The 24291-nt window shown below is 63.2% G+C and carries 20 protein-coding genes; 11 read left to right on the plus strand and 9 right to left on the minus strand.

All coding sequences use genetic code 11. From position 1 onward, the window contains the following. Positions 1-54 precede the first annotated feature (54 nt). From folD to ACTT2I_RS06710, 9 genes are all read left to right on the plus strand, one after another. Positions 55-936 (plus strand): bifunctional methylenetetrahydrofolate dehydrogenase/methenyltetrahydrofolate cyclohydrolase FolD, encoded by an 882-nt coding sequence (gene folD, locus ACTT2I_RS06670; protein ID WP_019183081.1) that lies wholly within the window; start codon positions 55-57, stop codon positions 934-936. A gap of 299 nt (positions 937-1235) precedes the next feature. Beyond that, positions 1236-2693: an IMP dehydrogenase gene (gene guaB, locus ACTT2I_RS06675; protein ID WP_046273777.1), complete on the plus strand. Its 1458-nt coding sequence runs from the start codon at positions 1236-1238 to the stop codon at positions 2691-2693. A 111-nt stretch (positions 2694-2804) separates the two neighbouring features. Continuing rightward, on the plus strand, positions 2805-4370 hold the full coding sequence (gene guaA / locus ACTT2I_RS06680; protein ID WP_421099502.1) for a glutamine-hydrolyzing GMP synthase: 1566 nt from the start codon (positions 2805-2807) through the stop codon (positions 4368-4370). Between the two features lie 700 nt (positions 4371-5070). Then, the gene (locus tag ACTT2I_RS06685) at positions 5071-5451 is read left to right on the plus strand and encodes a hypothetical protein (RefSeq protein WP_421099501.1); all 381 of its coding nucleotides are present in this window, start codon (positions 5071-5073) and stop codon (positions 5449-5451) included. 70 nt (positions 5452-5521) lie between these two features. Continuing rightward, positions 5522-5845 carry a hypothetical protein gene (locus tag ACTT2I_RS06690; protein ID WP_421099500.1) on the plus strand — a complete coding sequence of 108 codons (324 nt, stop codon included), beginning with the start codon at positions 5522-5524 and terminating at the stop codon, positions 5843-5845. 251 nt (positions 5846-6096) lie between these two features. Then, positions 6097-6765 carry a hypothetical protein gene (locus tag ACTT2I_RS06695; protein ID WP_421099499.1) on the plus strand — a complete coding sequence of 223 codons (669 nt, stop codon included), beginning with the start codon at positions 6097-6099 and terminating at the stop codon, positions 6763-6765. Between the two features lie 279 nt (positions 6766-7044). After that, the gene (locus tag ACTT2I_RS06700; RefSeq protein WP_006435350.1) at positions 7045-7407 is read left to right on the plus strand and encodes a hypothetical protein; all 363 of its coding nucleotides are present in this window, start codon (positions 7045-7047) and stop codon (positions 7405-7407) included. A 425-nt stretch (positions 7408-7832) separates the two neighbouring features. Continuing rightward, positions 7833-9956: an SIR2 family protein gene (locus ACTT2I_RS06705; RefSeq protein ID WP_421099498.1), complete on the plus strand. Its 2124-nt coding sequence runs from the start codon at positions 7833-7835 to the stop codon at positions 9954-9956. A 58-nt stretch (positions 9957-10014) separates the two neighbouring features. Continuing rightward, positions 10015-11661, plus strand: coding sequence for a hypothetical protein (locus tag ACTT2I_RS06710; protein ID WP_421099497.1), 1647 nt, complete (start codon positions 10015-10017; stop codon positions 11659-11661). 202 nt (positions 11662-11863) lie between these two features. Here the strand turns inward: ACTT2I_RS06710 and ACTT2I_RS06715 are convergent, their stop codons facing one another. Next, the gene (locus tag ACTT2I_RS06715) at positions 11864-12190 is read right to left on the minus strand and encodes a hypothetical protein (protein ID WP_421099496.1); all 327 of its coding nucleotides are present in this window, start codon (positions 12188-12190) and stop codon (positions 11864-11866) included. A gap of 551 nt (positions 12191-12741) precedes the next feature. Next, entirely contained in the window at positions 12742-13665 is a 924-nt protein-coding gene (locus tag ACTT2I_RS06720; protein ID WP_421099495.1) for a LysR family transcriptional regulator, read from the minus strand. Between the two features lie 96 nt (positions 13666-13761). Between ACTT2I_RS06720 and ACTT2I_RS06725 the strand changes: the two genes are divergently transcribed. After that, positions 13762-14643 (plus strand): type 1 glutamine amidotransferase domain-containing protein, encoded by an 882-nt coding sequence (locus ACTT2I_RS06725; protein ID WP_421099494.1) that lies wholly within the window; start codon positions 13762-13764, stop codon positions 14641-14643. Positions 14644-14789: 146 nt separating this feature from the next. On the opposite strand, the gene lpdA is transcribed toward ACTT2I_RS06725, so the two are convergent. The 4 genes from lpdA to ACTT2I_RS06745 are packed head-to-tail and all read right to left on the minus strand — an operon-like array spanning position 14790 to position 19839. Next, on the minus strand, positions 14790-16196 hold the full coding sequence (gene lpdA, locus ACTT2I_RS06730; RefSeq protein WP_421099493.1) for a dihydrolipoyl dehydrogenase: 1407 nt from the start codon (positions 16194-16196) through the stop codon (positions 14790-14792). Between the two features lie 3 nt (positions 16197-16199). Then, positions 16200-17537, minus strand: a complete 1338-nt coding sequence (locus tag ACTT2I_RS06735; protein ID WP_421099492.1) for a dihydrolipoamide acetyltransferase family protein — start codon at positions 17535-17537, stop codon at positions 16200-16202. Positions 17538-17540: 3 nt separating this feature from the next. After that, positions 17541-18584, minus strand: a complete 1044-nt coding sequence (locus ACTT2I_RS06740; protein WP_088434370.1) for an alpha-ketoacid dehydrogenase subunit beta — start codon at positions 18582-18584, stop codon at positions 17541-17543. 4 nt (positions 18585-18588) lie between these two features. Then, entirely contained in the window at positions 18589-19839 is a 1251-nt protein-coding gene (locus tag ACTT2I_RS06745; RefSeq protein WP_421099491.1) for a 3-methyl-2-oxobutanoate dehydrogenase (2-methylpropanoyl-transferring) subunit alpha, read from the minus strand. A gap of 262 nt (positions 19840-20101) precedes the next feature. Between ACTT2I_RS06745 and ACTT2I_RS06750 the strand changes: the two genes are divergently transcribed. Continuing rightward, the gene (locus tag ACTT2I_RS06750) at positions 20102-21013 is read left to right on the plus strand and encodes a LysR substrate-binding domain-containing protein (protein ID WP_026069764.1); all 912 of its coding nucleotides are present in this window, start codon (positions 20102-20104) and stop codon (positions 21011-21013) included. On the opposite strand, the gene ACTT2I_RS06755 is transcribed toward ACTT2I_RS06750, so the two are convergent. From ACTT2I_RS06755 to ACTT2I_RS06765, 3 genes are read right to left on the minus strand one after another with little or no spacing between them, the layout of a single operon-like run. After that, the gene (locus ACTT2I_RS06755; protein WP_421099489.1) at positions 20983-22179 is read right to left on the minus strand and encodes a YkvI family membrane protein; all 1197 of its coding nucleotides are present in this window, start codon (positions 22177-22179) and stop codon (positions 20983-20985) included. The two genes, ACTT2I_RS06750 and ACTT2I_RS06755, sit on opposite strands and share 31 nt — an antisense overlap. Further along, a complete protein-coding gene (bla, locus tag ACTT2I_RS06760; protein ID WP_293978393.1) occupies positions 22176-23180 on the minus strand; it encodes a class A beta-lactamase in 1005 nt (334 codons plus the stop codon). The genes ACTT2I_RS06755 and bla overlap by 4 nt, the downstream gene beginning before the upstream one ends. Beyond that, entirely contained in the window at positions 23177-24220 is a 1044-nt protein-coding gene (locus ACTT2I_RS06765) for a DUF1611 domain-containing protein (protein ID WP_088434375.1), read from the minus strand. The genes bla and ACTT2I_RS06765 overlap by 4 nt, the downstream gene beginning before the upstream one ends. Positions 24221-24291 lie beyond the last annotated feature (71 nt).

Consider the following 24291-nt stretch of genomic DNA (forward strand, 5'->3'; position numbering starts at 1 on the left):
AAGGGCCGAATCAGGGACAATAGCCGACCGTCGCCCCCACGCCTGCCGCCCTCGATGAGCTCACCGACCCCCGACACCGTCTCTTCCGCCCGCATTCTCGACGGCCGCCGCATCGCCGAAGACCTGCTGGACAGCCTCAAGGTCCGGGTCGATGCCCGCTTGGCTGCCGGTGGCAGCCGTCCGGGCCTGGCCGTGGTGCTGGTGGGTGGCGACCCGGCCTCGACCGTGTACGTGCGCAACAAGCGCCGTGCGGCCGAGAAAGTGGGTATCGAAGCCTTCGATTACGACCTGCCGGCCGGTACCACCGAGGCCGAACTGCTGACCCTGATCGACCAGCTCAACGCCGATCCCAAGATCCACGGCATCCTAGTCCAGTTGCCGCTGCCGGGCATCCCGGACGCCAACCGCCTGATCCACCGGATCGACCCGCGCAAGGACGTGGACGGCTTCCACCCGGAAAACGTCGGCCATCTGGCCCTGCGTGAGTTCGGCCTGCGCCCGTGCACCCCGCGCGGCATCGTGACCCTGCTGGGCCATACCGACCAGCCGGTGCGCGGCCGCAACGCCACCATCGTCGGTGTCAGCAACCATGTCGGCCGCCCGATGGGGCTGGAACTGCTGATCGCCGGCTGCACCGTCACCAGCTGCCACAAGTTCACCCCCAAGGACGTGCTGGAGCAGTCGGTGCGCAATGCCGACATCCTGGTGGTCGCGGTGGGCCGCCCGGGCATCGTCCCGGGTGAATGGGTCAAGCCGGGCGCGGTGGTGATCGACGTGGGCATCAACCGCCTGGATGACGGCCGCCTGGTCGGCGACGTCGGCTTCGAGGCCGCCGCCCAGCGCGCCAGCTGGATCACCCCGGTCCCGGGCGGGGTAGGGCCGATGACCGTGGCGACCCTGATGCAGAACACGATCGAGGCGGCAGAAGCGTTCTGAGCGGTCTGCGCCGACCCATCGTCGGCGCCTGCTGCCGCCGCGGTCCGGGCCGGTCGCAACCGCCGCCGCGCTCCTGAACCGACCGACACCTGCCGCCCCTGCGATCCTGGCCTGCTGCCCCTGGTAGAGCCGACCGTTGGTCGGCTGCTCTTGGCGCGGTGGCAGGTCGATCCAAAGGCAGCCGACCAACGGTCGGCTCTACCTCGGCCGTCGGCGCGACATAGCGTCGCATCCGCCCCCTGCCAAAGACGCCCGAATCAGGGTAAAATGTCGCGCTTCCCCACATCTCGGGTATGCCGATGCTGCGCATCCAGGCTGAAGCTCTCACCTACGACGACGTCTCCCTCGTCCCCGCTCATTCCATCATCCTGCCCAAGGATGTCAGTCTGGAAACGCGCCTGACGCGCGACCTGCGGCTGAAGCTTCCGATCCTCTCGGCTGCCATGGATACCGTCACCGAAGCCCGCCTGGCCATCGCCATGGCCCAGCTCGGCGGCATGGGCATCATCCACAAGAATCTGAGCGTCGAGCAGCAGGCTGCCGAAGTCGCCAAGGTCAAGAAGTTCGAGGCCGGCGTCATCCGCGACCCGATCACCGTCGGCCCGGAAACCACCATCCGCGACGTGCTGGCCCTGACCCAGGCGCGCAACATCTCCGGCGTGCCGGTGGTGGACGGCGGCGGTCAGCTGGTCGGCATCGTCACCCACCGTGACATGCGCTTCGAGACCGAGCTGGACGATCCGGTCCGCCACATCATGACCAAGAAGGATCGCCTGATCACGGTCAAGGAAGGCGCGGCCTCCGATGAAGTGCTGCAGCTGCTGCACCGCAACCGCATCGAGAAGATCCTGGTCGTCAACGATGATTTCGCCCTGCGCGGCCTGATCACCGTCAAGGACATCCAGAAGAACACCGATTACCCGAACGCCGCCAAGGACACCGCCACCCGCCTGCTGGTCGGCGCGGCCGTCGGCGTCGGTGGCGATACCGACCGCCGGGTCGAGGCGCTGGTCGCCGCCGGGGTGGACGTGCTGGTGGTCGACACCGCGCACGGCCATTCGCAGGGCGTGCTGGACCGCGTCAGCTGGGTCAAGAAGCACTTCCCGCAGGTGCAGGTCGTCGGTGGCAACATCTGCACCGGTGAAGCCGCACTGGCGCTGCTGGACAGCGGCGCGGACGCGGTCAAGGTCGGCATCGGCCCGGGCTCGATCTGCACCACGCGCGTCGTCGCCGGTGTCGGCGTGCCGCAGATCACCGCGATCGACCTGGTCGCCGAAGCGCTGCAGGACCGCATCCCGCTGATCGCCGACGGTGGCATCCGTTACTCCGGTGATATCGGCAAGGCGCTGGCCGCCGGTGCCTCCACCATCATGATCGGTGGCCTGCTGGCCGGTACCGAGGAATCGCCCGGCGAGACCGAGCTGTTCCAGGGCCGCTCCTACAAGAGCTACCGCGGCATGGGCTCGCTGGCCGCGATGGAGAAGGGGTCCAAGGACCGCTACTTCCAGGACGCCTCCAGCGCCGACAAGCTGGTGCCCGAAGGCATCGAAGGCCGCGTGCCGTATCGCGGCCCGGTCGGCGGCATCATCCACCAGCTGATGGGCGGCCTGCGCGCCACCATGGGCTACGTGGGCTGCGGCACTGTCGATGACATGCGCACCAAGCCGAAGTTCGTCAAGATCAGCGGCGCCGGCCAACGTGAGAGCCACGTCCACGACGTGCAGATCACCAAAGAGCCGCCGAACTACCGCGCCTGATGCGGCATGAGCGAAGAGGAACGAGGAAGCTGATTCCCGTTCCTCTTTCTCTATCGGCCGCCGGTAACGACGCTGCGTTTCCCGTATTTACTCCTGCATTGCCCGGGCACCATGACCAACATCCATAACGACAAGATCCTCATCCTCGATTTCGGCGCCCAGTACACCCAGCTGATCGCGCGCCGCATCCGCGAGCTCGGCGTGTACTGCGAGATCTGGGCATGGGACCACAACCCGGCCGACATCGCCGCGTTCGGCGCCAAGGGCATCATCCTGTCCGGTGGCCCAGAATCGACCACGCTGCCGGGCGCGCCCGCCGCACCGCAGGAAGTGTTCGACAGCGGCCTGCCGATCTTCGGCATCTGCTACGGCATGCAGACCCTGGCCGCCCAGCTCGGTGGCGCCACCGAAGCGGCCGACCAGCGTGAGTTCGGCCATGCCGAAGTCAACGTCGTGCACCCGGATGCGCTGTTCAAGGGGCTGAGCGACCACGGTGGCGAGCCGAAGTTGAACGTCTGGATGAGCCACGGCGACCACGTCTCCGTCGCGCCCCCGGGCTTCACCGTCACCGCCGTGACCGATCGCATCCCGGTGGCCGCGATGGCCAACGAAGAAAAGCGCTGGTACGGCGTGCAGTTCCACCCGGAAGTGACCCACACCCTGCAGGGCCAGGCGCTGCTGCGCCGCTTCGTGGTGGACGTGTGCGGCTGCGAAACCCTGTGGACCGCCGCCAACATCATCGACGACCAGATCGCCCGCGTGCGCGAGCAGGTCGGCAATGACGAAGTGATCCTGGGCCTGTCCGGCGGCGTCGATTCGTCCGTCGTGGCCGCGCTGCTGCACAAGGCGATCGGCGACAAGTTGACCTGCGTGTTCGTCGATACCGGCCTGCTGCGCTGGCAGGAAGGCGACCAGGTGATGGCGATGTTCGCCGAGCACATGGGCGTCAAGGTGATCCGCGTCAACGCGGCTGACCGCTATTTCGCCAAGCTCGAAGGCGTGAGCGATCCGGAAGCCAAGCGCAAGATCATCGGCAACCTGTTCGTGGACATCTTCGATGAAGAGTCCACCAAGCTGAAGAACGCCAAGTGGCTGGCGCAGGGCACCATCTACCCCGACGTGATCGAGTCGGCCGGCAGCAAGACCGGCAAGGCGCACGTGATCAAGAGCCACCACAACGTGGGCGGCCTGCCGGAGCACATGAAGCTGGGTCTGGTGGAGCCGCTGCGCGAGCTGTTCAAGGACGAAGTGCGCCGCCTCGGCGTCGAGCTCGGCCTGCCGCGCAGCATGGTCTACCGCCATCCGTTCCCGGGCCCGGGCCTGGGCGTGCGCATCCTGGGCGAAGTGAAGCGCGAATACGCCGAACTGCTGGCCAAGGCCGATGCGATCTTCATTGATGAACTGCGCAAGGCGGATCTGTACGACAAGACCAGCCAGGCGTTTGCCGTGTTCCTGCCGGTGAAGTCGGTGGGCGTGGTGGGTGATGCGCGTGCGTATGAGTGGGTGATTGCGCTGCGTGCGGTGGAGACCATCGATTTCATGACGGCGCATTGGGCGCACCTGCCGTATGACTTCCTGGGTACGGTGAGCAACCGGATCATCAATGAGCTGCGGGGGGTGTCGCGGGTGGTTTATGACATCTCGGGGAAGCCGCCGGCTACTATTGAGTGGGAATGAGTTGAACGAACGAGGGCGCCGAGAGGCGCCCTTGTTGTTTGTCGTGCCCGCTATCTATTCATCAGGCGAATGGGAGATAGTGGGCAGGTCGTCTTCCAAAGGCCCCATCGCCCGCAAGGGGGACTTGGTACGCGTGCATTGAGAGGGCATCGACTATGCGCTGCTCGACGAATTGACCCATCTGAAGACGCACAATTTCAGCCCGGCGCTCTACCAGTTCCTAGCTCGACACCTTCCCGACGAGATACAAGCCAAGACCCGCCTGGACGGAATAGTTGACCTGATGTTTATTCGATTTCTCGATGAGGTTCTTGGGAGAAGCAGCTACTGGGTAAGCGGCTCCTCGGCAAAGAATTGCCAGGTTGCTGGTTGCAAGGCCGCGGCCCTTTTTGACCCGAACGGGTGTCGACTGGAGCTTTGGTCGGTGGTCAAGCCTCTCCGGATAGTGCTAAATGCCGAGTTGTCGGCCGGAGATTCAGACTCTAAGATCAATCCGCGTCAAGGAACGATCCCAAATCATGGTGCGCTCTGAATACGGCATATCGGGGGAACCACGCGACAGTGCATTCTAGGAGGGCATGGCTGCCCTAAGATCCAGTTGTACAAAGGGGGAAGGTCAACCACAGGTTGCTTTGCGGATAGGTCATTTGACCGAACCAAGGGGCCGGTTATTGGATAGTAGCGCGCTAACGAGGGACTGATGCTCAACGACTACGGATTTGAAAGTGCGCAATGGGATGCGGCTAGGCAGCAAGCAAAAGCTATCCTCGTTGATGTTGCGACGTGCAAAGGCAGGATTGCCTACTCTGAGCTCGTCGGCCAGATTAGTGCGCTCCGCCTAGAGCCACATGACGCGAGGTTGTTTCATCTTCTCGGGGAGATCAGCAGCGACGAGGACAAGGCCGGTCGAGGTATGCTTACTGCTATCGTCGTACACAAGTCTGGCGATATGCAGCCCGGGCCGGGGTTCTTCGAGTTGGCCAGATCTCTAGGTAGGAACACTACGGATCCGTTGGTTTGCTGGATATCTGAGTTCAACAAAGTGCATGACTACTGGGCCAATAGGCACGACCGAGCATAAAGATTCATTCAATCCAAATCCGCGTCGCGGCCCGGCTTTCTTTTGGCTTGGAGCCTCGCAGGGGGGGCATATGGCGAGCTTCGAGTTCACGGCAAACCAGTCGTTTCTGCATGCTTCTGGCCATCCCATCACCATCCCAAAGAGTCAGCTCGCCCATGATGAGTTGCTCTCTCTCAGGCTTGATCACAAGCATGTCTTAGTTACGCTCCCTCATGGTGAGCGATTTGAGGCCGAGATCTATCATGGCAATGCGGGATATGGTGAGTATTATCAAATTCGCTTCAATGGTGGCAGCCGCAGCCTTCCCGGCTACATCAAGCTCAATGACCAACTGATTGTCCTGCTAGAGAAAGCTGCCGGCCGTAGTCACGCAATGCTGGAGTATCAGGTGTGAGCCTGGCAATTCATTCAAGTCGAAGAAACTTCGTGGCACGGCCTAATTCTTGCATTGTAAATGTCCGTTCCTTTCCCCTAAAGGACACTGGGAATTGTGGGCTGGCCGGGACATGTCTGTTGGAATCTTGATTCTCGCAGAAAATGAGGTTGCAGTTTTCATCTTCACGGCAATGCGACTAGAAACTAAATTCAAGCCGGACTCGCTTCGCGGATCGGCTTAACTCACACGTTGGCACCGCAAACAAGCTCATGACGGATCTCACGCACAGCAAGAAGGTAACCGTGTCCCTTGAGGAGCTGGCAAGTGATTCGCAGCACTTAAAGCGCATCATGATCGAACTGGTTTCTCCTCCCGCGAGCCCTATGTTCCCCTTGGATTTCCTAGCCTTCGCGGCTACGAAGCGCCATGCCAGTACTACCAGTGCATTTGTGTCTGCCATCAATTCTTGGAACATGGTCGTCGCAAGATCACTTCTGAGAATTCATATCGACACTTCGCTGAGATTTTCCGCAGCGTGGCACGTTGAAAACCCCCATGAGTTCTCCATGGAGGTTCTAAGGGGCGGGCGGATAGACAAGTCGAAGACTAGGTCCGGGGATCGTCTTACGGATGCGCATCTGGTGAAGCTCCACACGGACAAGCATCCTTGGCTTCCCAATGTCTACGAGCATCTTTGCGGGTACGTGCACTTCTCCGGCTCCCATATCACAGATTCAATCAATGATTTGAGTGGCGGGGACCGGGCAATTGAGTTCTTGATCTCCGATCAAGACCGAAAATTTCCAGACTTCAGTTGGCTTGAGGTGACGGAATGCTTCCGAGAAGCAACGGGGATCCTTGAGACCTATTTGCGTGGTTGGGGTGCAACCAAGCGATTGTCACCGGATCAGCTTAAATCACTACGAAGAGATACCTAACGTTATTCCAATCCGAAGCCGCTTCGCAGCCTGGCTTGTACGGCCATCCAGGGGTGCGGAGGATGGGGCTAGATCAGAAGTTTGCAGATATTTTCCAGTTGTTCGTGATTTCGGGGTCAAACCGCGGTTGTTCGCCGGCTTGTTAGCCGGACCCCGCCATCCTAAGATCGCACTGCATCAAGGGGGAGGGCCCGCCATACGGCGCTTCGTGGGTAATTCGTATAGCCGGACCTGCGGATCCTTTTGTCTATTATGTAGTTTGGCCTACAGGGGAAAATTATGGAAGCTGATACTAGGGCGTGTGTCGCTTACGTAGCACTGCGGCTAATTTCAGGAAAACAGTCAAGTTCGGTGTACGACTACTCTCAAGGTAGGTACATTAGTATCGGAGGTGCCATATCCGAGTCAAACGTCAAGGTTTATGACTACAGTCGTTCTGCGCATTTTGGGGGCAATGGCCACGACGGCCGCTTCAAGCTCTACGACTACGGCCACTCGCACCACCTGAGCCTTGAGGTCAGTGGGAATCAGTACAAAGGTTATGACTATGGAGCTGGCAGCCATTTCAGCGGCAAAGTCAATGGTTACTCAACAGCGCTGTACGACTACGGCAATGGCGCATATTTCAATTATTCGGTGTAACCATAAGTAATACACTCAAGCCGACGCCGCCTTCGCGGCTTGGCTTAACCAAGGCGTTAGGTGTCAATGTCCCTCTTCGACTTCAGAGCCAATTGGAAGGAGGAGTTGGTCATAGATCCTACGGCAGGGGTCTACTAGCGGCGGCAGCGCTCAACAATTCATTCAAGCCTAGCAGCGATGCGGATGACTTGAGTCGACGCTGTGAACGACCGCTGCTGGCCGGAAGCTGCCCCGCGGTCCAGCTGGTTTCGATAGAAATGCAACCATCCGCTTGTTAGGCAGTGTGGACATGATCCGGCGGAGAAGTGACCTACGCCTGTGCCACCGATTACCGCGACTTCGCGGTACCGTTTGCAATTGCATCGGACCCGCAGAGTCGAGCGGTGTCTCTGGTTGAAGAATGTTTCCAAAAGGAATAACTCTGAATGCAGTTCATCGTCGACGGACCTGATATCCCGGACGCGCTCCTGCAGGCGCACGAAGAAGGTCGTGTGGTGTTCTTCTGTGGCGCGGGAATTTCCTACCCTGCTGGCCTGCCAGGTTTCAAGGGGCTGGTAGAAAAGATCTACCGCCTGAACGGTACGGCTCTCTCGGACATTGAGCGCGAGGCCTTTGATCGAGGTCAGTTCGACGCAACCCTCGATTTGCTCGAGAGACGCTTGCCTGGCCAGCGTCTGGCCGTTCGTCGAGCATTGGCAGAGGCACTCAAGCCAGAGCTTCGCCGCAAAGGAGCAATCGATACACAAGCGGCGCTGCTACGTCTTGCGCGCGGTCGCGATGGCGCAGTCCGTTTGGTCACTACAAACTTTGACCGCATATTTCACGCAGCTGCCAAGCGCACAGGTCAGACGTTCCAAACCTACGCCGCGCCGATGCTGCCAATTCCGAAGAACAGCCGTTGGGACGGGCTCGTCTACCTACATGGCTTGCTGCCTGAAAGGACGGACGCCACTGCATTGAACCGGCTGGTGGTCACCAGCGGCGATTTCGGTCTGGCTTACCTCACGGAGCGCTGGGCCGCGCGGTTCGTAAGCGAGCTGTTCCGCAACTACGTGGTGTGCTTCGTGGGCTACAGCATCAACGATCCGGTGCTGCGTTACATGATGGATGCACTGGCAGCCGATCGGATGCTGGGCGAAGTTACGCCGCAAGCTTGGGCGCTGGGCGATTGCAAACCGGGTGAGGAGCGCCGGGCAACCATAGAGTGGGAGGCCAAGGGCGTAACGCCCATCCTTTACTCCACCTCTGCCGGAAGCTACCCCCATTCGGCACTGCACCATACCTTGCGCGCCTGGGCTGATACCTATCGCGATGGTGTTCAAGGGAAAGAAGCCATCATCGTCAAACATGCTTTTGCACGTCCTCAGGACAGCACTCGGCAGGACGACTTCATCGGGCGCACTTTGTGGGCACTGTCGGATAAGTCCGGTCTACCGGCAAAGCGTTTTGCGGAGCTCAATCCGGCCCCGCCACTAGACTGGCTTCTGGAGCCACTGTCGGACGAGCGCTTTACGTTCATCGATCTACCGCGCTTCCGTGTTCCGCCTCAGGCAGAAGTAAATAGCAAGCTGCGATTCAGTCTGATTCGCCGGCCCGCGGCGTATGACTGCGCCCCTTCCATGTTGCTGGTGAGTGGCGGTGTGAGTAATAGTGATTGGGACGATGTGATGTTCCAGCTCGCACGCTGGTTGGTGCGACATCTCGATGATCCGAGGCTGATCATTTGGATTGCCGAGCGCGGGGGGCAATTGCATGACCGCTGGAAGTGGTTGATCGAGCACCAGCTCGATCTCGTTGCAAGGCTGGAGCGCGATGGCAATACCTCTGAACTCGACGAAATTCGCTTGCAATCACCCAAAGCTGTTCCCGGTTTGTTGACCCGCACCTTGTGGCGACTCCTGCTTAGTGGACGGTTGAAGTCACATTGGCGCAATGGCGATCTGTACCGATGGAAAGGTCGTCTAAAGCGTGAGGGGTTGACCACTACCATGCGCCTAGAATTGCGAGATTTGCTTGCGCCGAAGGTGGTATTGAAGAAGCCGTTTCGTTGGGGCGAGGACGATTCGAGTGACAGCCAGGAACTCACGCGCATCAAACAACTGGTTGACTGGGAGCTAGTGCTGAGCGCAGATCACGTGCACTCGACCTTGCGCGACCTTTCCGACGAGTCATGGAAGTCTGTGTTGCCGGTTTTGCTCGAGGATATCCAGCAACTTCTACGTGACGCATTGGACTTGTCGAGAGAGTTGGGCGAGGCGGACGACCGCAGCGACCGCTCATACTGGGATTTGCCGTCCATCACGCCGCACTGGCAGAACCGTGGTTTCCACGACTGGGTAAGCCTGATCGAACTACTGCGCGATGCGTGGCTGATGGTCCGCTCAAGCGATAGCGCGCGCGCGCCGCTACGCCGAGGGCTGGTTCGAGTTGCCATACCCAACGTTCAAGAGGTTGGCTCTTTTCGCCGCAAGCGAAGAAGACTGCGTCCAGCCCGAGCAATGGGTGGACTGGTTGCTGGCAAACGAAACTTGGTGGCTGTGGTCGCCTAACACGAGGCGCGAAGTATTTAGGCTACTCGTTCTGCGGGGCAGGCACTTGGAGGGGGAGTTGCAGGGGCGTCTGGAAAGCGCGATCTTGGCTGGTCCACCGCGTGAAATGTACCGCGACGACTTGGAAGCGGGGCGCTGGCAAGAGTTGGCGGCTCGGTCCATCTGGCTACACTTGGCTAAACTGAGTTCATCGGGACTTGTTCTGGGTGTGCCAGCGGCGGAGCGTTTGGCTGAAATATCCGTTTCTTATCCGCAATGGCGGTTGGCCACCAACGAGCGTGACGAGTTCTCACATTGGATGAGCGGCACCGGTGACCCTGACTACCAAGAGACCCGGGACGTCGACATTGCGCCCCGGAAGCGGCAGGAACTAGTGCAGTGGCTAGCAAAGCCAATACCCGAGCGGCGGCCTTTCTACGAAGATACGTGGCGTGACGTCTGCCGTACGCGCTTCTTCCACAGCTTGTTCGCCCTTGGCGATCTAGCAAGAGAAGATGTGTGGCCAGCTGAGCGATGGCGCGACGCGCTTCAGACTTGGGCCGAGGATGAGACGGTCGCGCGATCTTGGCATTACGCCGCGCCGATAGTAGTGACAATGCCTGATGCCGTGTTTCAGGAAACTAGCCGCGCCATCACGTGGTGGTTGGAGGCTGCCTCTAAGTCCATCAGTTGCCATGAAGACATCCTAATTAGCATCTGCCGGCGCGTCTTGGCGCTTCCGCTGGATGAAGATTTAGGCTCTCGCCTCATACGTGATGGAGTGGAGGTGTGTAACCCCGTCGGCGCTGCGATCAATCATCCCGTCGGACAGGCTACGCAGGCCTTGATCAACCTGTGGTTCAAAGATGCTCCAAGTGACAATGATCTGCTTGCAGTGAACATCAAGCCGATCTTTACCCTTCTGTGCGACGTGGAGGTAGATCGATTCCGCCACGGTCGAGTTCTGCTTGGGTCACGGCTCATTGCAATCTTTCGAGTTGATCGACCCTGGACCGAACAGTACCTCCTGCCGCTGTTCAGCTGGGAGAATCCCGCTGAAGCGCAGGCTCTGTGGGAAGGTTTTCTTTGGTCGCCACGCTTGTATCAACCGTTGTTGATGGCCTTCAAGTCGCAGTTCCTGGATAGCGCAAATCACTACCTCGATTTGGGAGAGCATCGGCGGCAGTTTGCGACCTTCTTGACATACGCCGCGTTGGTGCCAGTCGATGGATACACCGCTGAAGAGTTCCGATCTGCGTTTGGCGCGCTCCCACAAGAAGGCTTGGAAGAATGCGCCCAAGCGCTATTGCAAGCACTTGAAGGCGCAGCCGATCAGCGTGAAGACTACTGGAAGAACCGGGTGCAACCTTTCTGGCATGAAGTCTGGCCAAAATCTCGCGACATTGCTACGCCGCGCATTGCCGATTCATTGACCCGTCTGGTGATTGCTGCCCGCGGCGAATTTCCGGCAGCCGTAGGTGCAGTGCAGGATTGGCTACAGCCGGTCGAGCACCCGGACTATATCCTGTACCTTTTGCACGAGTCGGGCCTGTGCAGAGCCTTCGCGGACGTTGCATTGACCCTGCTGAATGCCGTGATTTGCGATCCACAAGGGGGGCCGGTCGAGCTAAGTCAGTGCTTAGATGAGATTGCAGAGGCTGTGACAGAGCTTGAGCAGGATGCACGTTACCTGCGGCTTCGCGAAATCACGCGCAGACGCGGTTAATCCCCGAGCGCGATCTGTGCTCCAGTTTGCTGGTTTTGGTAATCAATGGCAGTGAATGGAGTTTTCCCGTCGCCTAACAGAACGTTCTGGGCGTCCGCTACTAGTCGGAAGCGGACATTGTTCGATGTGATGCTCGACGAAGTCTGCCGTAGGTATGGTCCGGAAAGCACGTCACTCCGGTCTGACTTCGTGGCAAGCCCACTCAACCAACCCCCCGGCAAGCCAGAAACAACCCATCCACTACCCCCTCATCCAAATGCCGCTCCGGATCCGCTGCCACGCGGCAGCGGTCTGCAGCGTGCAGCAGTTCCAGGACCGTGAGTGCCCCGACCATCGCACGCTCGCTCCTGGCGAGGCTCACGCGGCGTCCAGGAGACACATCGGTTTCTGGCCAGAGATGCCCATCTGCGCCTTCGCAGCCGCGCATGCGCTTGAGGATGCCAAGCAGGTGGTTCAGGTCGGGCAGGGGAGTGTCGTCGTTGATGGGTTCAACAACGGTGTACGAAGAGAAGGTGTCGGACTCGTTCATGGCGTCGGCTTCCGTGGCTGTGCTTAACAGCGCCACCGTGTAGACGGGTGGCGGACGGTGCGTGGCTGCAAACCGGGATGAAGCAACGAATGACCGGTGGGTCCGAAGACCCCCACGCACCGCCCGCCAGAAAGGCCGACGGATTGCCCGCTGGCACCGGTTAAGGACGGTGCCGACGGGCAAGCGTAAACAACAGTCGTTGCTCATCGCGGGTTTGCAGACCCGGAGCCACCCGTAGTCGGTGGCACGTCATGTTGGTTACGCCGCCGCTTCGAATGCCAATAGAAAGTCACGAAGGAACCGCGGAATTCGAGAGCGAAGAACTATTGTGACATGCACCATTCGTGCAGTACGCGACACTGCCAGACGCATTCGCGCAGATGCACTGTGGATTGCGATTCGAAATGACGCAATCGCCCGCGCCACAAGCGAATAGCGCGACGGCCTTCTTTACAACAGTTCTTAGTCCGCACCCGCTGGCAACCGCCGCCGTTCAATCCCACAGTCCGTAAACAGGTTCAAACGCGACACCGCCAACGAGCAGTATTGCCTCAACCAGCACCATCCCCAACCACCGCAGCATTCCCCACCAGCAACTCAATCATCGCCCGCGCCGCCGCCGACTGCCGTCGATGCGGCGCATAGATCACCGAGAACGGTCGCGATCTCCCGCGCAGCTGCGGCAACACCTCCACCAGCTGCCCACGCAGCAATCGCTCGTGCACGATGAACTCATAACTCTGGCAGATCCCAATACCCTGTTCCGCCAGCGACACCACGCCCAGCACATCGTCGGAGGTTTCGATGGACGAACGCGGCAGCCAGTCCACGTCGCGCCCACCGTCGCGGAACACCCACGGCGCCAGCCGCCCGGTGCGCGGCATCACGAAGGGCAGGCACAGGTGCTGCTGCAGGTCGTCCAGCGTCTGCGGCGTACCTCGGCGCTGCAGGTACTCCGGCGAAGCCACCAGCAACAGCGGGGCGTTTTCCAGTTTGCGCGCCACCAGCCCACTGTCTGGCAGCTGGCCCAGGCGGATGGCCAGGTCGAAGCCTTCGGCCACCAGGTCCACGTTGCGGTTGGTGATGTTCAGTTCCACCTGCACCTGCGGGTACTGCTGCGCAAAGTGCGCCAGCACGGGCGGCAGCCGGTAGTGGCCATAGGTGGTGGGCACGCTCAGGCGCACGCGGCCGGCCAGCGCACCGTCCTGGGCCAGTACGTCGCGCTCGGCGTCGTCCAGCAGGCCGAAGGCGGTGCGCACCTGTTCCCGGTAGAGCCGCCCGGCGTCGGTCAGGCCCACGCGGCGGGTGGTCCGCTGCAGCAGCTGGCGGCCCAGCCGCGCTTCCAGGCGGGTGACCGCGCGGCTCAGCACCGACGGGGTGGTGGACAGCGCCACCGCGCCGGCGGTGAAGGAGCCGTGTTCGACTACCGCCATGAACACCTCCACATCGCCCAGGTAGTCGAACTTGCGGCTCATTTGGCTCTCCGGGGAACAGATGTTTTGCGATGGGGCCAATTTATCGCCGTTGGGGCGATGAATAAAGTGGCGGCCATTCCCCGATAGGAGCTCTCCATGAACCTGATGACCCGGCTGGCCGCAGCGCTGGCCCTGACCCTGGCTGCCACAAGTGCCCATGCCGCCAACGTGCTGGTAGTGCTATCCGACGAAAACCACCTGGACCTGAAGGACGGCAAGGTGCTGTCCACTGGCTTCTATCTCAACGAGTTGATGCAGCCGGTCAAGCTGCTGCTGGACGCCGGCCACGAGGTGACCTTCGCCACGCCGCAGGGGCGGGCGCCGATGGTGGATGCGTCCTCGGTGACGCCCGCGTACTTCGGCAACGATGCGGCGCAGTTGAAGTTGCACAAGGATCTGCTGGAGAAACTTGCGCTTACCTCGCCGACCACCTCGCCGGTGGTCAGCCTGGCGCGTATTGAGCAGCAGGGCTACGCGCGTTTCGATGCGGTCTACATTCCCGGTGGCCACGCACCGATGCAGGACCTGCTGAAGAGCCCGGCCTTGGGGCGGCTGTTGACCGACTTCCACCAGCGCAACAAGACCACCGCGCTGGTCTGCCACGGACCGATAGCGCTGCTGTCCACGCTGGCGGATGCTGGTGGTTTCGTGGCGACGCTGGAAGCGGGTGCGATGCCGGCTAGGCCTAAGTGGATCTACAGCGGCTACCAGATGACGGTGATCAGCAACCAGGAAGAAGAGCAGGCCAAGCCGCTGCTGGGCGGCGGTGAGATGAAGTTCTACCCGCAGACGGCGCTGCAGCGGGCGGGTGCGCGGTTCAGCAGCAACGCCACGCCGTGGACCGGGCATGTGGTGGTGGACCGTGAGCTGATTACCGGGCAGAACCCGGCTTCGGCGCTGGAGGTGGGGCAGCGGTTGGTTGAGCGGTTGAAGATGGAAAAGAACTCGGCGCCGGATTCCAGCAGCATCCAGAAGTAGGGATCTGACGGCCGGTCATCGCGCCATGTGGCATAGATCGGCACACGCGCGTGCCGCATCGTTTTACGCCAACAAACAAACGGCCCGCAATGCGGGCCGTTTGTTTGCGTGCCTGTCAGGGCGTCCGAGCATGGCTCGGACCTGCCTCAGATATGCAACGCATGCCCCAACGCACGCAGCGCCGCTTCCTGCACCGCCTCACCCAGCGTCGGGTGCGGATGGATCGTGCCAGCGATGTCTTCCAACGTGGCGCCCATCTCAATCGACTGCACGAAGGCGATCGACAGCTCCGAGACCTGCACGCCCACGGCCTGCCAGCCGAGGATGCGGTGGTCGCTGCTGCGCGCGACGACGCGCACGAAGCCATCGGCGGATTCCAGCGACATCGCACGGCCATTGGCCGCGAACGGGAACAGTGCGACCTTGGTGTCGATGCCCTGCGCCTTGGCTTCGTCCGGTGACAGCCCGACCACCACGATTTCCGGGTCGGTGAAGCAAACCGCCGGAATCGCGGCGGGCACGAAGTGGCGCTTTTTGCCGCTGACGATCTCGGCCACCAGTTCGCCCTGCGCCATCGCCCGGTGCGCGAGCATCGGCTCACCGGCAACGTCGCCGATCGCCCACACGTTGCGCATCGAGGTCTTGCACTGGTCATCGATCTTGATCGCCTTGCCGGTCAGATCCAGCTGCAGCGATTCCAGATTGAAGCCGTCAGTCTTCGGGCGACGGCCGACCGCGACCAGGATCTGGTCGGCGTCCAGCGCGATTTCGTTACCGTCCTTGTCGCGCACGCGCAGCTGGCCGTTGTCGGCCAGGCCGAGCACGCTGTGGCCGGTCAGCAGCTTCACGCCGGACTTCTCCAGGTGCGTGGCCACCGGCTTGGTCAGCTCGGCGTCGTAGGCCGGCAGGATGCGTTCCTGGGCCTCGACCACGGTGACCTCGCAGCCGAGCTTGCGGTACACCGTGCCCAGCTCCAGGCCGATGTAACCGCCACCGACGACGATCAACTGCTTCGGCAGCGAGGTCGGCGAGAGGGCTTCGGTGGAGGAGATGACCTTGCCACCGAACGGCAGGAACGGCAGTTCCACCGGCACCGAGCCGGTGGCCAGCAGCAGGTGCTCGCAGCTGATGCGCAGCGTGCCGCCATCGTCGGCGGCACCGGCGATCTCGACGGTCTTGCCGTCGACGATCGTGGCCCAGCCCTTGATCAGCTGCGCGCCGTTCTTCTTCAGCAGTGCACTGACACCACCGGTCAGCTTCTTGACGATGCCGGCCTTCCACGCGACGGTCTTGGCCAGGTCCAGCGACGGGGCCTGCACGCTGATGCCCAGCGGCGAGGTGCCCGCCGCATACGCGGTGACCTTGGCGAATTCCTCGGCGGCATGGATCAGCGCCTTGGACGGAATGCAGCCGATGTTGAGGCAGGTGCCACCCGGATTGACGCCCTCGACCACGATGGTCTTGACGCCGAGCTGGCCGGCGCGGATGCCGGCGATGTAACCGCCGGGGCCGCCGCCGATGATCAGCAGCTGGGTTTGAAGGGTATTGGACATCGCTTACTCCACGAACAGCAGGGCCGGGGTTTCCAGGCGCGTACGGATCGCCTGCACGAACTCGGCCGCATCCATGCCATCGACGATGCGATGGTCGAACGAGGACGACAGATTCATCAGCTTGCGCGCCACGACCTGGCCCTCGCGGAACATCGGGCGTTCGATGATGCGGTTCACACCGACGATCGCCACTTCCGGATGGTTGATGATCGGGGTCGACACCACACCACCCACCGCGCCGAGGCTGCTGATGGTGATGGTCGAGCCGGACAGCTCCTCACGGGTGGCCTTGCCCACGCGCACGGCATTGGCCAGGCGCGCGATCTCGTTGGCGGTCTGCCACAGGTCCAGCGACTCGGCATGCGCGACCACCGGCACCGACAGGCCGACCTCGCTCTGGGTCGCGATGCCCAGCTGCACGCCCTCATAGCGGGTCACGATGTTGGCCTGGTCATCGAAGCGGGCGTTCATCTGCGGGAAGTCGCGTGCGGCCAGCACCACGGCGCGTGCCAGCAGCGGCAGCAGGGTCAGCTTGCCGCGCTCCTTGGCCCAGCGCTCGTTGAGCTTGGCGCGCAGGGCTTCCACTTCCGTGACGTCGATTTCTTCCACATAGGTGATGTGCGGAATGGTCGACCACGACTGCTGCATCTTCTGCGCGATCTTGCGGCGCAGGCCCATGATCGGTACCTGCTGCTCGCCGGTACGGCGCGCGTAGCTGCTGCCGCCGGCACTGCCGCCAACCGGCTGCGCCTTGCCACCGGCGGCGGCGTAGGCGTCCAGATCGGCCTGCAGGATGCGGCCACCCGGGCCGGTAGCCGGCACGTAGCGCAGCTCGATCCCCAGGTCCCAGGCGCGGCGGCGCACGGCCGGCGACGCCAGCGGGGCTTCACCGGCGTTGAGCACGCCGTTGGTCACCGCGCCGCGCGCGTCCTGCTTGGCGACAGCGGCGGGGGCGGGCGCTGCAACGGCCTTGGCCGGCGCGGCAACCGGTGCTGCTTCAGCCGCTGCAGCAGGCGCAGGCGCGGCCGCCTTGGGTGCAGCAACCGGTTCGGCCGGTGCGGCGGCGGGCGGCGCACTGGCGGCGCTGGCATTGCCGGCGCCTTCCACTTCCAGGCGGATCAGCTCGCTGCCCACGGCCATCATCTGGCCGGGCTTGCCGCCCAGCGAGACCACGGTGCCAGCCACGGGCGAGGGGATCTCGACCATGGCCTTGTCGGTCATGACTTCGGCCACGACCTGGTCTTCGGCGACCGGGCCACCGACCTCGACCTTCCAGGTGATCAGTTCGACTTCGGCGATACCTTCACCGATGTCCGGCATCTTGATGACGTGATGTCCCATGGTTCAGTCCTCCAGCACGCGCTGCATTGCATCGATGACCCGGGACGGACCCGGGAAGTAGTCCCATTCCTGCGCGTGCGGATACGGGGTGTCCCAGCCGGTAACGCGTTCCACCGGGGCCTGCAGGTGGTAGAAGCAATGCTCCTGCACCAGCGCGACCAGTTCGGCGCCGAAGCCGCAGGTGCGGGTGGCTTCGTGCAGCACGATGCAGCGGCCGGTCTTCTTGACCGAAGTGACGATGGCCTCCAGATCCAGCGGCCACAGGCTGCGCAGGTCGATCACTTCGGCATCGATCCCGGCATCTTCGGCGGCGGCCTTGGCCACCCACACGGTGGTGCCGTAAGTAATGATCGTCAGTGCCTTGCCTTCGCGGGCGATGGCGGCCTTGTCCAGCGGCACGTTGTAGTAGCCCTCCGGCACCAGGTTGTCCGGGTACTTGGACCACGCGGTGACCGGGCGGTCGTGGTGACCGTCGAACGGGCCGTTGTACAGGCGCTTGGGCTCCAGGAAGATCACCGGATCGTCGTTCTCGATCGAGGCGATCAGCAGGCCCTTGGCGTCGTACGGGTTGGAGGGCATGACGGTGCGCAGGCCGGTGGCATGGGCGAAGATCGCCTCCGGGCTCTGGCTGTGGGTCTGGCCGCCGTAGATGCCACCGCCGCACGGGGTGCGGAACACCAGCGAGGAGGTGAAACTGCCGCCGGAGCGATAGCGCATGCGCGCCGCTTCGGACACGATCTGGTCGTAAGCCGGGTAGATGTAATCGGCGAACTGGATCTCAGCGACCGGGCGCAGGCCGTAGGCGGCCATGCCGATCGCCGCGCCGGCGATGCCGTTCTCGGAAATCGGCGCATCGAACACGCGCTGCTTGCCGTACTTGGTCTGCAGGCCGTCGGTGCAGCGGAACACGCCGCCGAAGTAGCCCACGTCCTGGCCGAAGATCACCACGTTGTCGTCGCGTTCCAGCATCACGTCCATCGCCGAGCGCAGCGCCTGGATCATGGTCATCGGCGTACCGCCGGTGTTGTTCTGTTCAATCCCGCTCATGTGTTCAGACTCCCAACTGCTGACGCTGGCGACGGAGATGTTCGGGCATGTCCTTGTAGACGTCTTCGAACATGAGGGCCGCGCCGGGACGGTTGTCGCTGCCGAGCAACCCGTGGGTCTCGGCTTCCTTGAGGGCACGCAGGATCTCGGCATCCAGTTCGGCGCGGAGTTCGTCGTGCTGCTGCTCGCTCCACAGGCCGCGCTTGATCAGGTGCTGCTTCAGGCGGTCAATCGGATCGCCGAGCGGGAACTGCTGCGCATCATCGGCAGGGCGGTACTTGGAGGGATCATCCGAGGTGGAATGCGGGCCGGCGCGGTAGGTGACCCACTCGATCAGGGTCGGCCCCAGGTTGCTGCGGGCGCGTTCGGCGGCCCAGCGCGAGGCGGCGTACACGGCCAGCAGATCGTTACCGTCCACACGCAGCGACGGAATGCCGTAGCCCACGCCGCGCGCGGCGAAGGTGGTGTTCTCACCGCCGGCGATGGCCTGGAAGGTGGAGATCGCCCACTGGTTGTTGACCACGTTGAGCACCACCGGTGCGCGGTACACGTGCGCGAAGGTCAGCGCGGCGTGGAAGTCGCCTTCGGCGGTGGCGCCATCACCAACCCATGCGGTGGCGATGCGGGTGTCGCCCTTGATCGCCGAGGCCATCGCCCAGCCCACCGCCTGGATGTACTGGGTGGTCAGGTTGCCGGAGATCGAGAAGAAGCCGTAATCCTTGTACGAATACATGATCGGCAGCTGGCGGCCCTTCAGCGGGTCGGCGGCGTTGGACAGCACCTGGCACATCATGTCCACCATCGGCACTTCCTTGGTGACCAGGATGCCCTGCTGGCGGTACGTCGGGAACTGCATGTCGTCATCGCGCAGCGCCAGGGTCTGGCCGACGGCGATGGCTTCCTCACCCAGGCACTGGATGTAGAACGAGGTCTTCTTCTGGCGCTGGGCGATCAGCATGCGCGCGTCATAGGCGCGCGTCTTGAGCATGGCGTGCATGGCACGCAGCAGCACGGCGTCGTCGATATCGGCGGCCCACGGGCCCACGGCGTCGCCGTTGTCGTCCAGCACGCGGATCAGCTGGCTGGTCAGCGGTGCGGTCTGGCTGGCGCTCACATCCACGGGCGGCTTGTCGACCGCGCCGGCGGGGCTCAGCTTCAGATAGGAAAAGTCGGTGGCCTCGCCGGGACGGGCGCTGGGCTCGGGCACGTGCAAACGCAACGGTTCACTCGTGGCGGGGATCTGGGGTGATGACATGTCAGGGGCCTCGCTGGGCTTGGGTCATGGAGCTACAGGCATACCGCAGGCGGGGGGCAACGGTAATGGCGATGTTGGCGCGCCGACATCCGGTCAGGATCTCGTCGCGAAGCGGGTAAGGACCAGCGCTTGCAAGGCGGCTGGGGCCATGGCGCATTGCACCCAGTGTGAAGTCTAGAGGCACAGCGGCTTATCGTAAATTTGTTTAATTGCGTATGAGGTATTGTTTATTCAGATATCTTCGTTCCGTGGGAGCCCGTGCATGCAAATCCCCGCCAACATGACCCTGCGCCAGCTCCGGTACTTTGCCGAAGCGGCCGAATTGGGCCAGTTCTCACAGGCCGCGCGCAAGCTGCACGTCTCCCAGTCGGTGATCACCACGGCGGTCGCCCAGCTGGAAGCCTCGCTGGGCCTGAAGCTGTTCGACCGCATGCCGCACGGGGTCGGGCTGACCGCCGAGGGGCACCGGTTCCACCAGCATGTGCGGCACATCCTGGACACCCTGCAGGACGCGCTCAGCGAGCCGATGTTCCTGGCCAACACCCTGCCGGGCCGGGTGAGGATCGGCGCGTCTTACACCGTGCTCGGCTACTTCCTGCCGAGCCTGCTGGCGCGCTTCAAGCGCTCCTACCCGCAGGTGGAGGTGGATCTGGTGGACATGGACCGTGCCGCGATCGAGCAGGGCGTCGGCAGCGGCGACCTCGATTTCGGGCTGTGCATCATTTCCAACATGGCCGAGCCCTATGTGCTGCGGCGGCAGGTACTGATCCGCTCGCGCCGCCAGCTGTGGCTGGCCGAGTCGCATCCGCTGCTGCAGCTGCCGGTGATCAGCCCGGCCGACGTCGAGCCGTATCCGTACATCATGCTGATGGTCGACGAAGGGCAGGAGTCGGCGATGCGCTACTGGCGCTCGGTCGGGCGCGAACCCAACGTGGTGTTCCGCACCTCGTCGCTGGAAGCGCTGCGCGGCATGGTCGCCTATGGCTTCGGGGTGAGCATCCTGTCGGACATGGTCTATCGGCCGTGGTCGCTGGAGGGGCGCCGGATCGACGTACGCACCCTCACCGACGCGGTGCCGCCGATGGAAGTCGGCCTGGTCTGGCGCCCGGACGAAGACCTGTCCGCGCCGGCACGCGCACTGCATCAGTTCCTGGTCTTTGCCTGTGGCGGGTGAGCGCCGAGTGCATCGGCCAGGGCAGGACGCGGATCGGGCAGCTCACCGACGGGCGCGGTGAAGGCCTGCCCACGGCGCGTCCAGATCTGCCACGCCGAGTACGTCAGCAAAGGCACCACGTAGGTGGCCAGGATGGCGTAGGCCAGCAGCCGGTAGCCCTTCGCGATCAGCGCGACCAGTCCGATGCCATCGGCCAGGAATACGGCCATCAGCAGAATGGCGGCAATGATCGCCACCCGCATGCCGCGGCCGAGGGCAGCGCCGGTGCGCTCTTTCCAGTTGACGCTGATGCGGCCGTCCACCGAGGCCATCAGCGTGACTCCGGTTTCGACCAGCGCGACCATGATCATCAGCCGGAACAACCACTGGAACCACGGCAGGCCGAGCTGGCCGAGCATCAGGTCCGAGGGCAGGGGCGCGTCGGCGATGTCCGGCAGGAACGCGATCATGCAGACGTAGAACACGATGGCCGGCAGGATCGCCAACGGGCCGGCCAGGGCGCCGGCGATCACCGCATCGCGCCGGCACAGCAGGTGGCGCACCACCAGCAGGATCGAGACCGCCGCGAACATGTTGTAGCCGGCGTAGGTCACGCCGTTGAGCACCCAGTCCTGGCCGAGCTCATGGGTGTTGGACAGCTGCGCCATCGCGCCGCCGCCGAAGCGATAGAGTATCAGGCACGCGGCAATGGCGTAGACCAGGTACATGAAGGCCGACATCAGCTTGAACATGCGTTCGACGGCGGTGGTGCCCGCCTGCACCACGCCGGTGATGATCGCCACCAGCACCAGCGTGCCGACGATGCGCGGCCAGCCGAACATGGTCGCGGCGAGTTCGCCGGCGGCCGCGCCGAATACCGCCAGCACCACCACGATCAGCGCCAGGTAGGCCACTTCGAAGGTCCACCAGCCACGGCCCAACAGATGCCGGAAGAAGGTGCGGTAATCGTTGGCCCGGATCGCCCGGGCCAACAGGAACGTCAGGATGCAGATCACACTCCAGATCAGCATCGACAACACCATCGCGGCCAGGCCGCCCCAGGGGCCCGATGGCAGGAAAAACTCCGCCAGCTCACGGCCGGTCGCGTATCCGCCGCCGATCACGGCGGACTTGAACGCCAGGCCGGGCAACAGATACCGCTGGAACCGGCTGGCGGCGGCGGTCACTTGCGCGCGGCCGTCGGCTGCAGCAGGTAGAAGTCGCGCACGGTGCGGGCGATCTCGGCGATCACACGCTCACGTTCGCTGCGTGGAGCATTGCTGGCTTTGACGAACACGGAGATCGCGAACTGGCTGCCATCGGGCAGGGTGACCACGCCGACATCATTGACGGTGCCGGCCACGGTGCCGCTCTTGTCGGCCACCTTGGTGCCCGGCGGCAGGCTGCCACGCAGGCGCGCGCTGCAGGTCCGGCAACGTTCCATGATCTGCACCAGGACCTCGGTGCTGGCCGGGCTCAGGGCCTTGCCGGTGAACAGTTTGGTCAACAGGGTCGACATCGCGCGCGGCGTGGAGGTGTCGCGCGGATCCTTGTCGAAGGCTTCGTTGCCGGCTTTGGTGCGCTTGACCACCTCCGGATCGAGGGTGAGTTCGGCGACGCGTTCCTTGGTCAGCGGCTCATCGCCGAGGCCGAAGATATCGCTCAGCAGCTGGCGGGTGTTGCGATCCAGGCGCTGGCCTTCGATGCCCTGTGCGCGCAGCCAGGCGGTGACCGCGGCCGGTCCGCCGGCCTGCGCCACCAGCACGTCGGTGGCGGTGTTGTCGCTCTGGGTCAGCATGACCTCCAGCAGGTTGTGCACCGACAGGCTCACACCGTCATGGATGAAGCGGTCCGCGATCACTTCCGAATCGACATAGAACGATTTCGGCACCGGCACCATCGTGGTCAACGCCAGTTCGCCGGCATCCACCTTGGTCAGGATGACCGCCGCGACCGCAACCTTGAACGTGCTGGCCATCGGGAACCCTTCATCGGGATTCAGATGGACCTGCTCGCCCTTGCCATCCAGGCGCCACGCCGAGACACCGACCTTGCCGTCGATCAGGGTGGCCAGCCGCGCAACTTCGGTTTCCACCGGGCTGGTCTTGCTGGCACTGAACGCGGCGAGCGGGCTCAGGCCCAGCAACGCCGCCACGCACAGGCTCAAGGTACGGGATGTCATCTTCATGCGATGCAGGCCTCCAGCAAACGGTTGAATTCCCCATCTTGCCGCATCGGGTCGGCCACCGGCAGACCAAGACGCGCGCTGACTTCGGCACAGGCGGCGGCCGCCGCGGCGTCGGTCATGCCATGGGTGTTGAGACTGACGCCGACGCAGCGGATATCAGGATTGGTCCGGCGCCCCAGCTGCACGGTCAACGCGATCACTTCCTCGATCGAGGGCAGCGGGTAGTCCGGATAGCCGAGTACATGCTTGCGCCCCGGCTGGTGGCAGACCACGAACACATCCGGCTGGCTGCCGTGCAGCAGGCCGAGGCTGACACCGGCGTAGGCGGGGTGGAACAGCGAGCCCTGGCCTTCGATGACATCCCAGTGATCGTCGGCCGCATTCGGGCTGAGCAGTTCGGCGGCGCCGGCGGAGAAATCGGCGACCACCGCGTCCATCGGAATGCCGCTGCCGGCGATCAGGATGCCGGTCTGGCCGCTGGCACGGAAGTCGGCATCCACGCCGAGCCCGCGCAGGCCGCGCGCCAGTGCCAGTGCGGTGTACTTCTTGCCCAGCGCGCAGTCGGTGCCGACGGTCAGCACGCGCTTGCCGGTGCGCTTGCGGCCGTTGCCGACCGGAATGCCGCGGGGCGGCACGCGCACGTTGATCAGTTCGCGCCCGTGGCGTTCGGCCGCGGCCGCCAGTTCCGGAATGTCACCCAGCTTCTGATGCATGCCGCTGACCAGGTCCAGACCGTTTTCCAAGGCGTCGACCAGGGCCGGCAGCCACTGCGGCGGAATCACGCCACCGCCGTTGGCCACGCCGATCACCATCGCACGCGCACCGGCGGCGCGCGCCTGTGCCGGCGTCATGCTCGGCAGGCCGGTGCTGATCGGGCAGCCCGGCAGGCTCCATTCGGCCACGCACACTTCCGGCGCCCAGTCATGCAGGCCGATGGCGGTCTTGGCGAAGCCCGCTTCGGTGGTATCACCCAGGAACAGCAGGTACGGCTGGGGGAGGGCGGCGAGGGCCTGTACGGCAGCGGTGGGCGTTGCGCTCATGGGGGATCCAGTAGTCGGGGGAGAGAAGAGAGGGGAGGCATTCACGACGATGGGCTCGCAGTTGTTAGACC

Source organism: Stenotrophomonas sp. PUT21, from assembly GCF_052232875.1.
GTDB classification, from domain to species: Bacteria; Pseudomonadota; Gammaproteobacteria; order Xanthomonadales; family Xanthomonadaceae; genus Stenotrophomonas; species Stenotrophomonas maltophilia_N.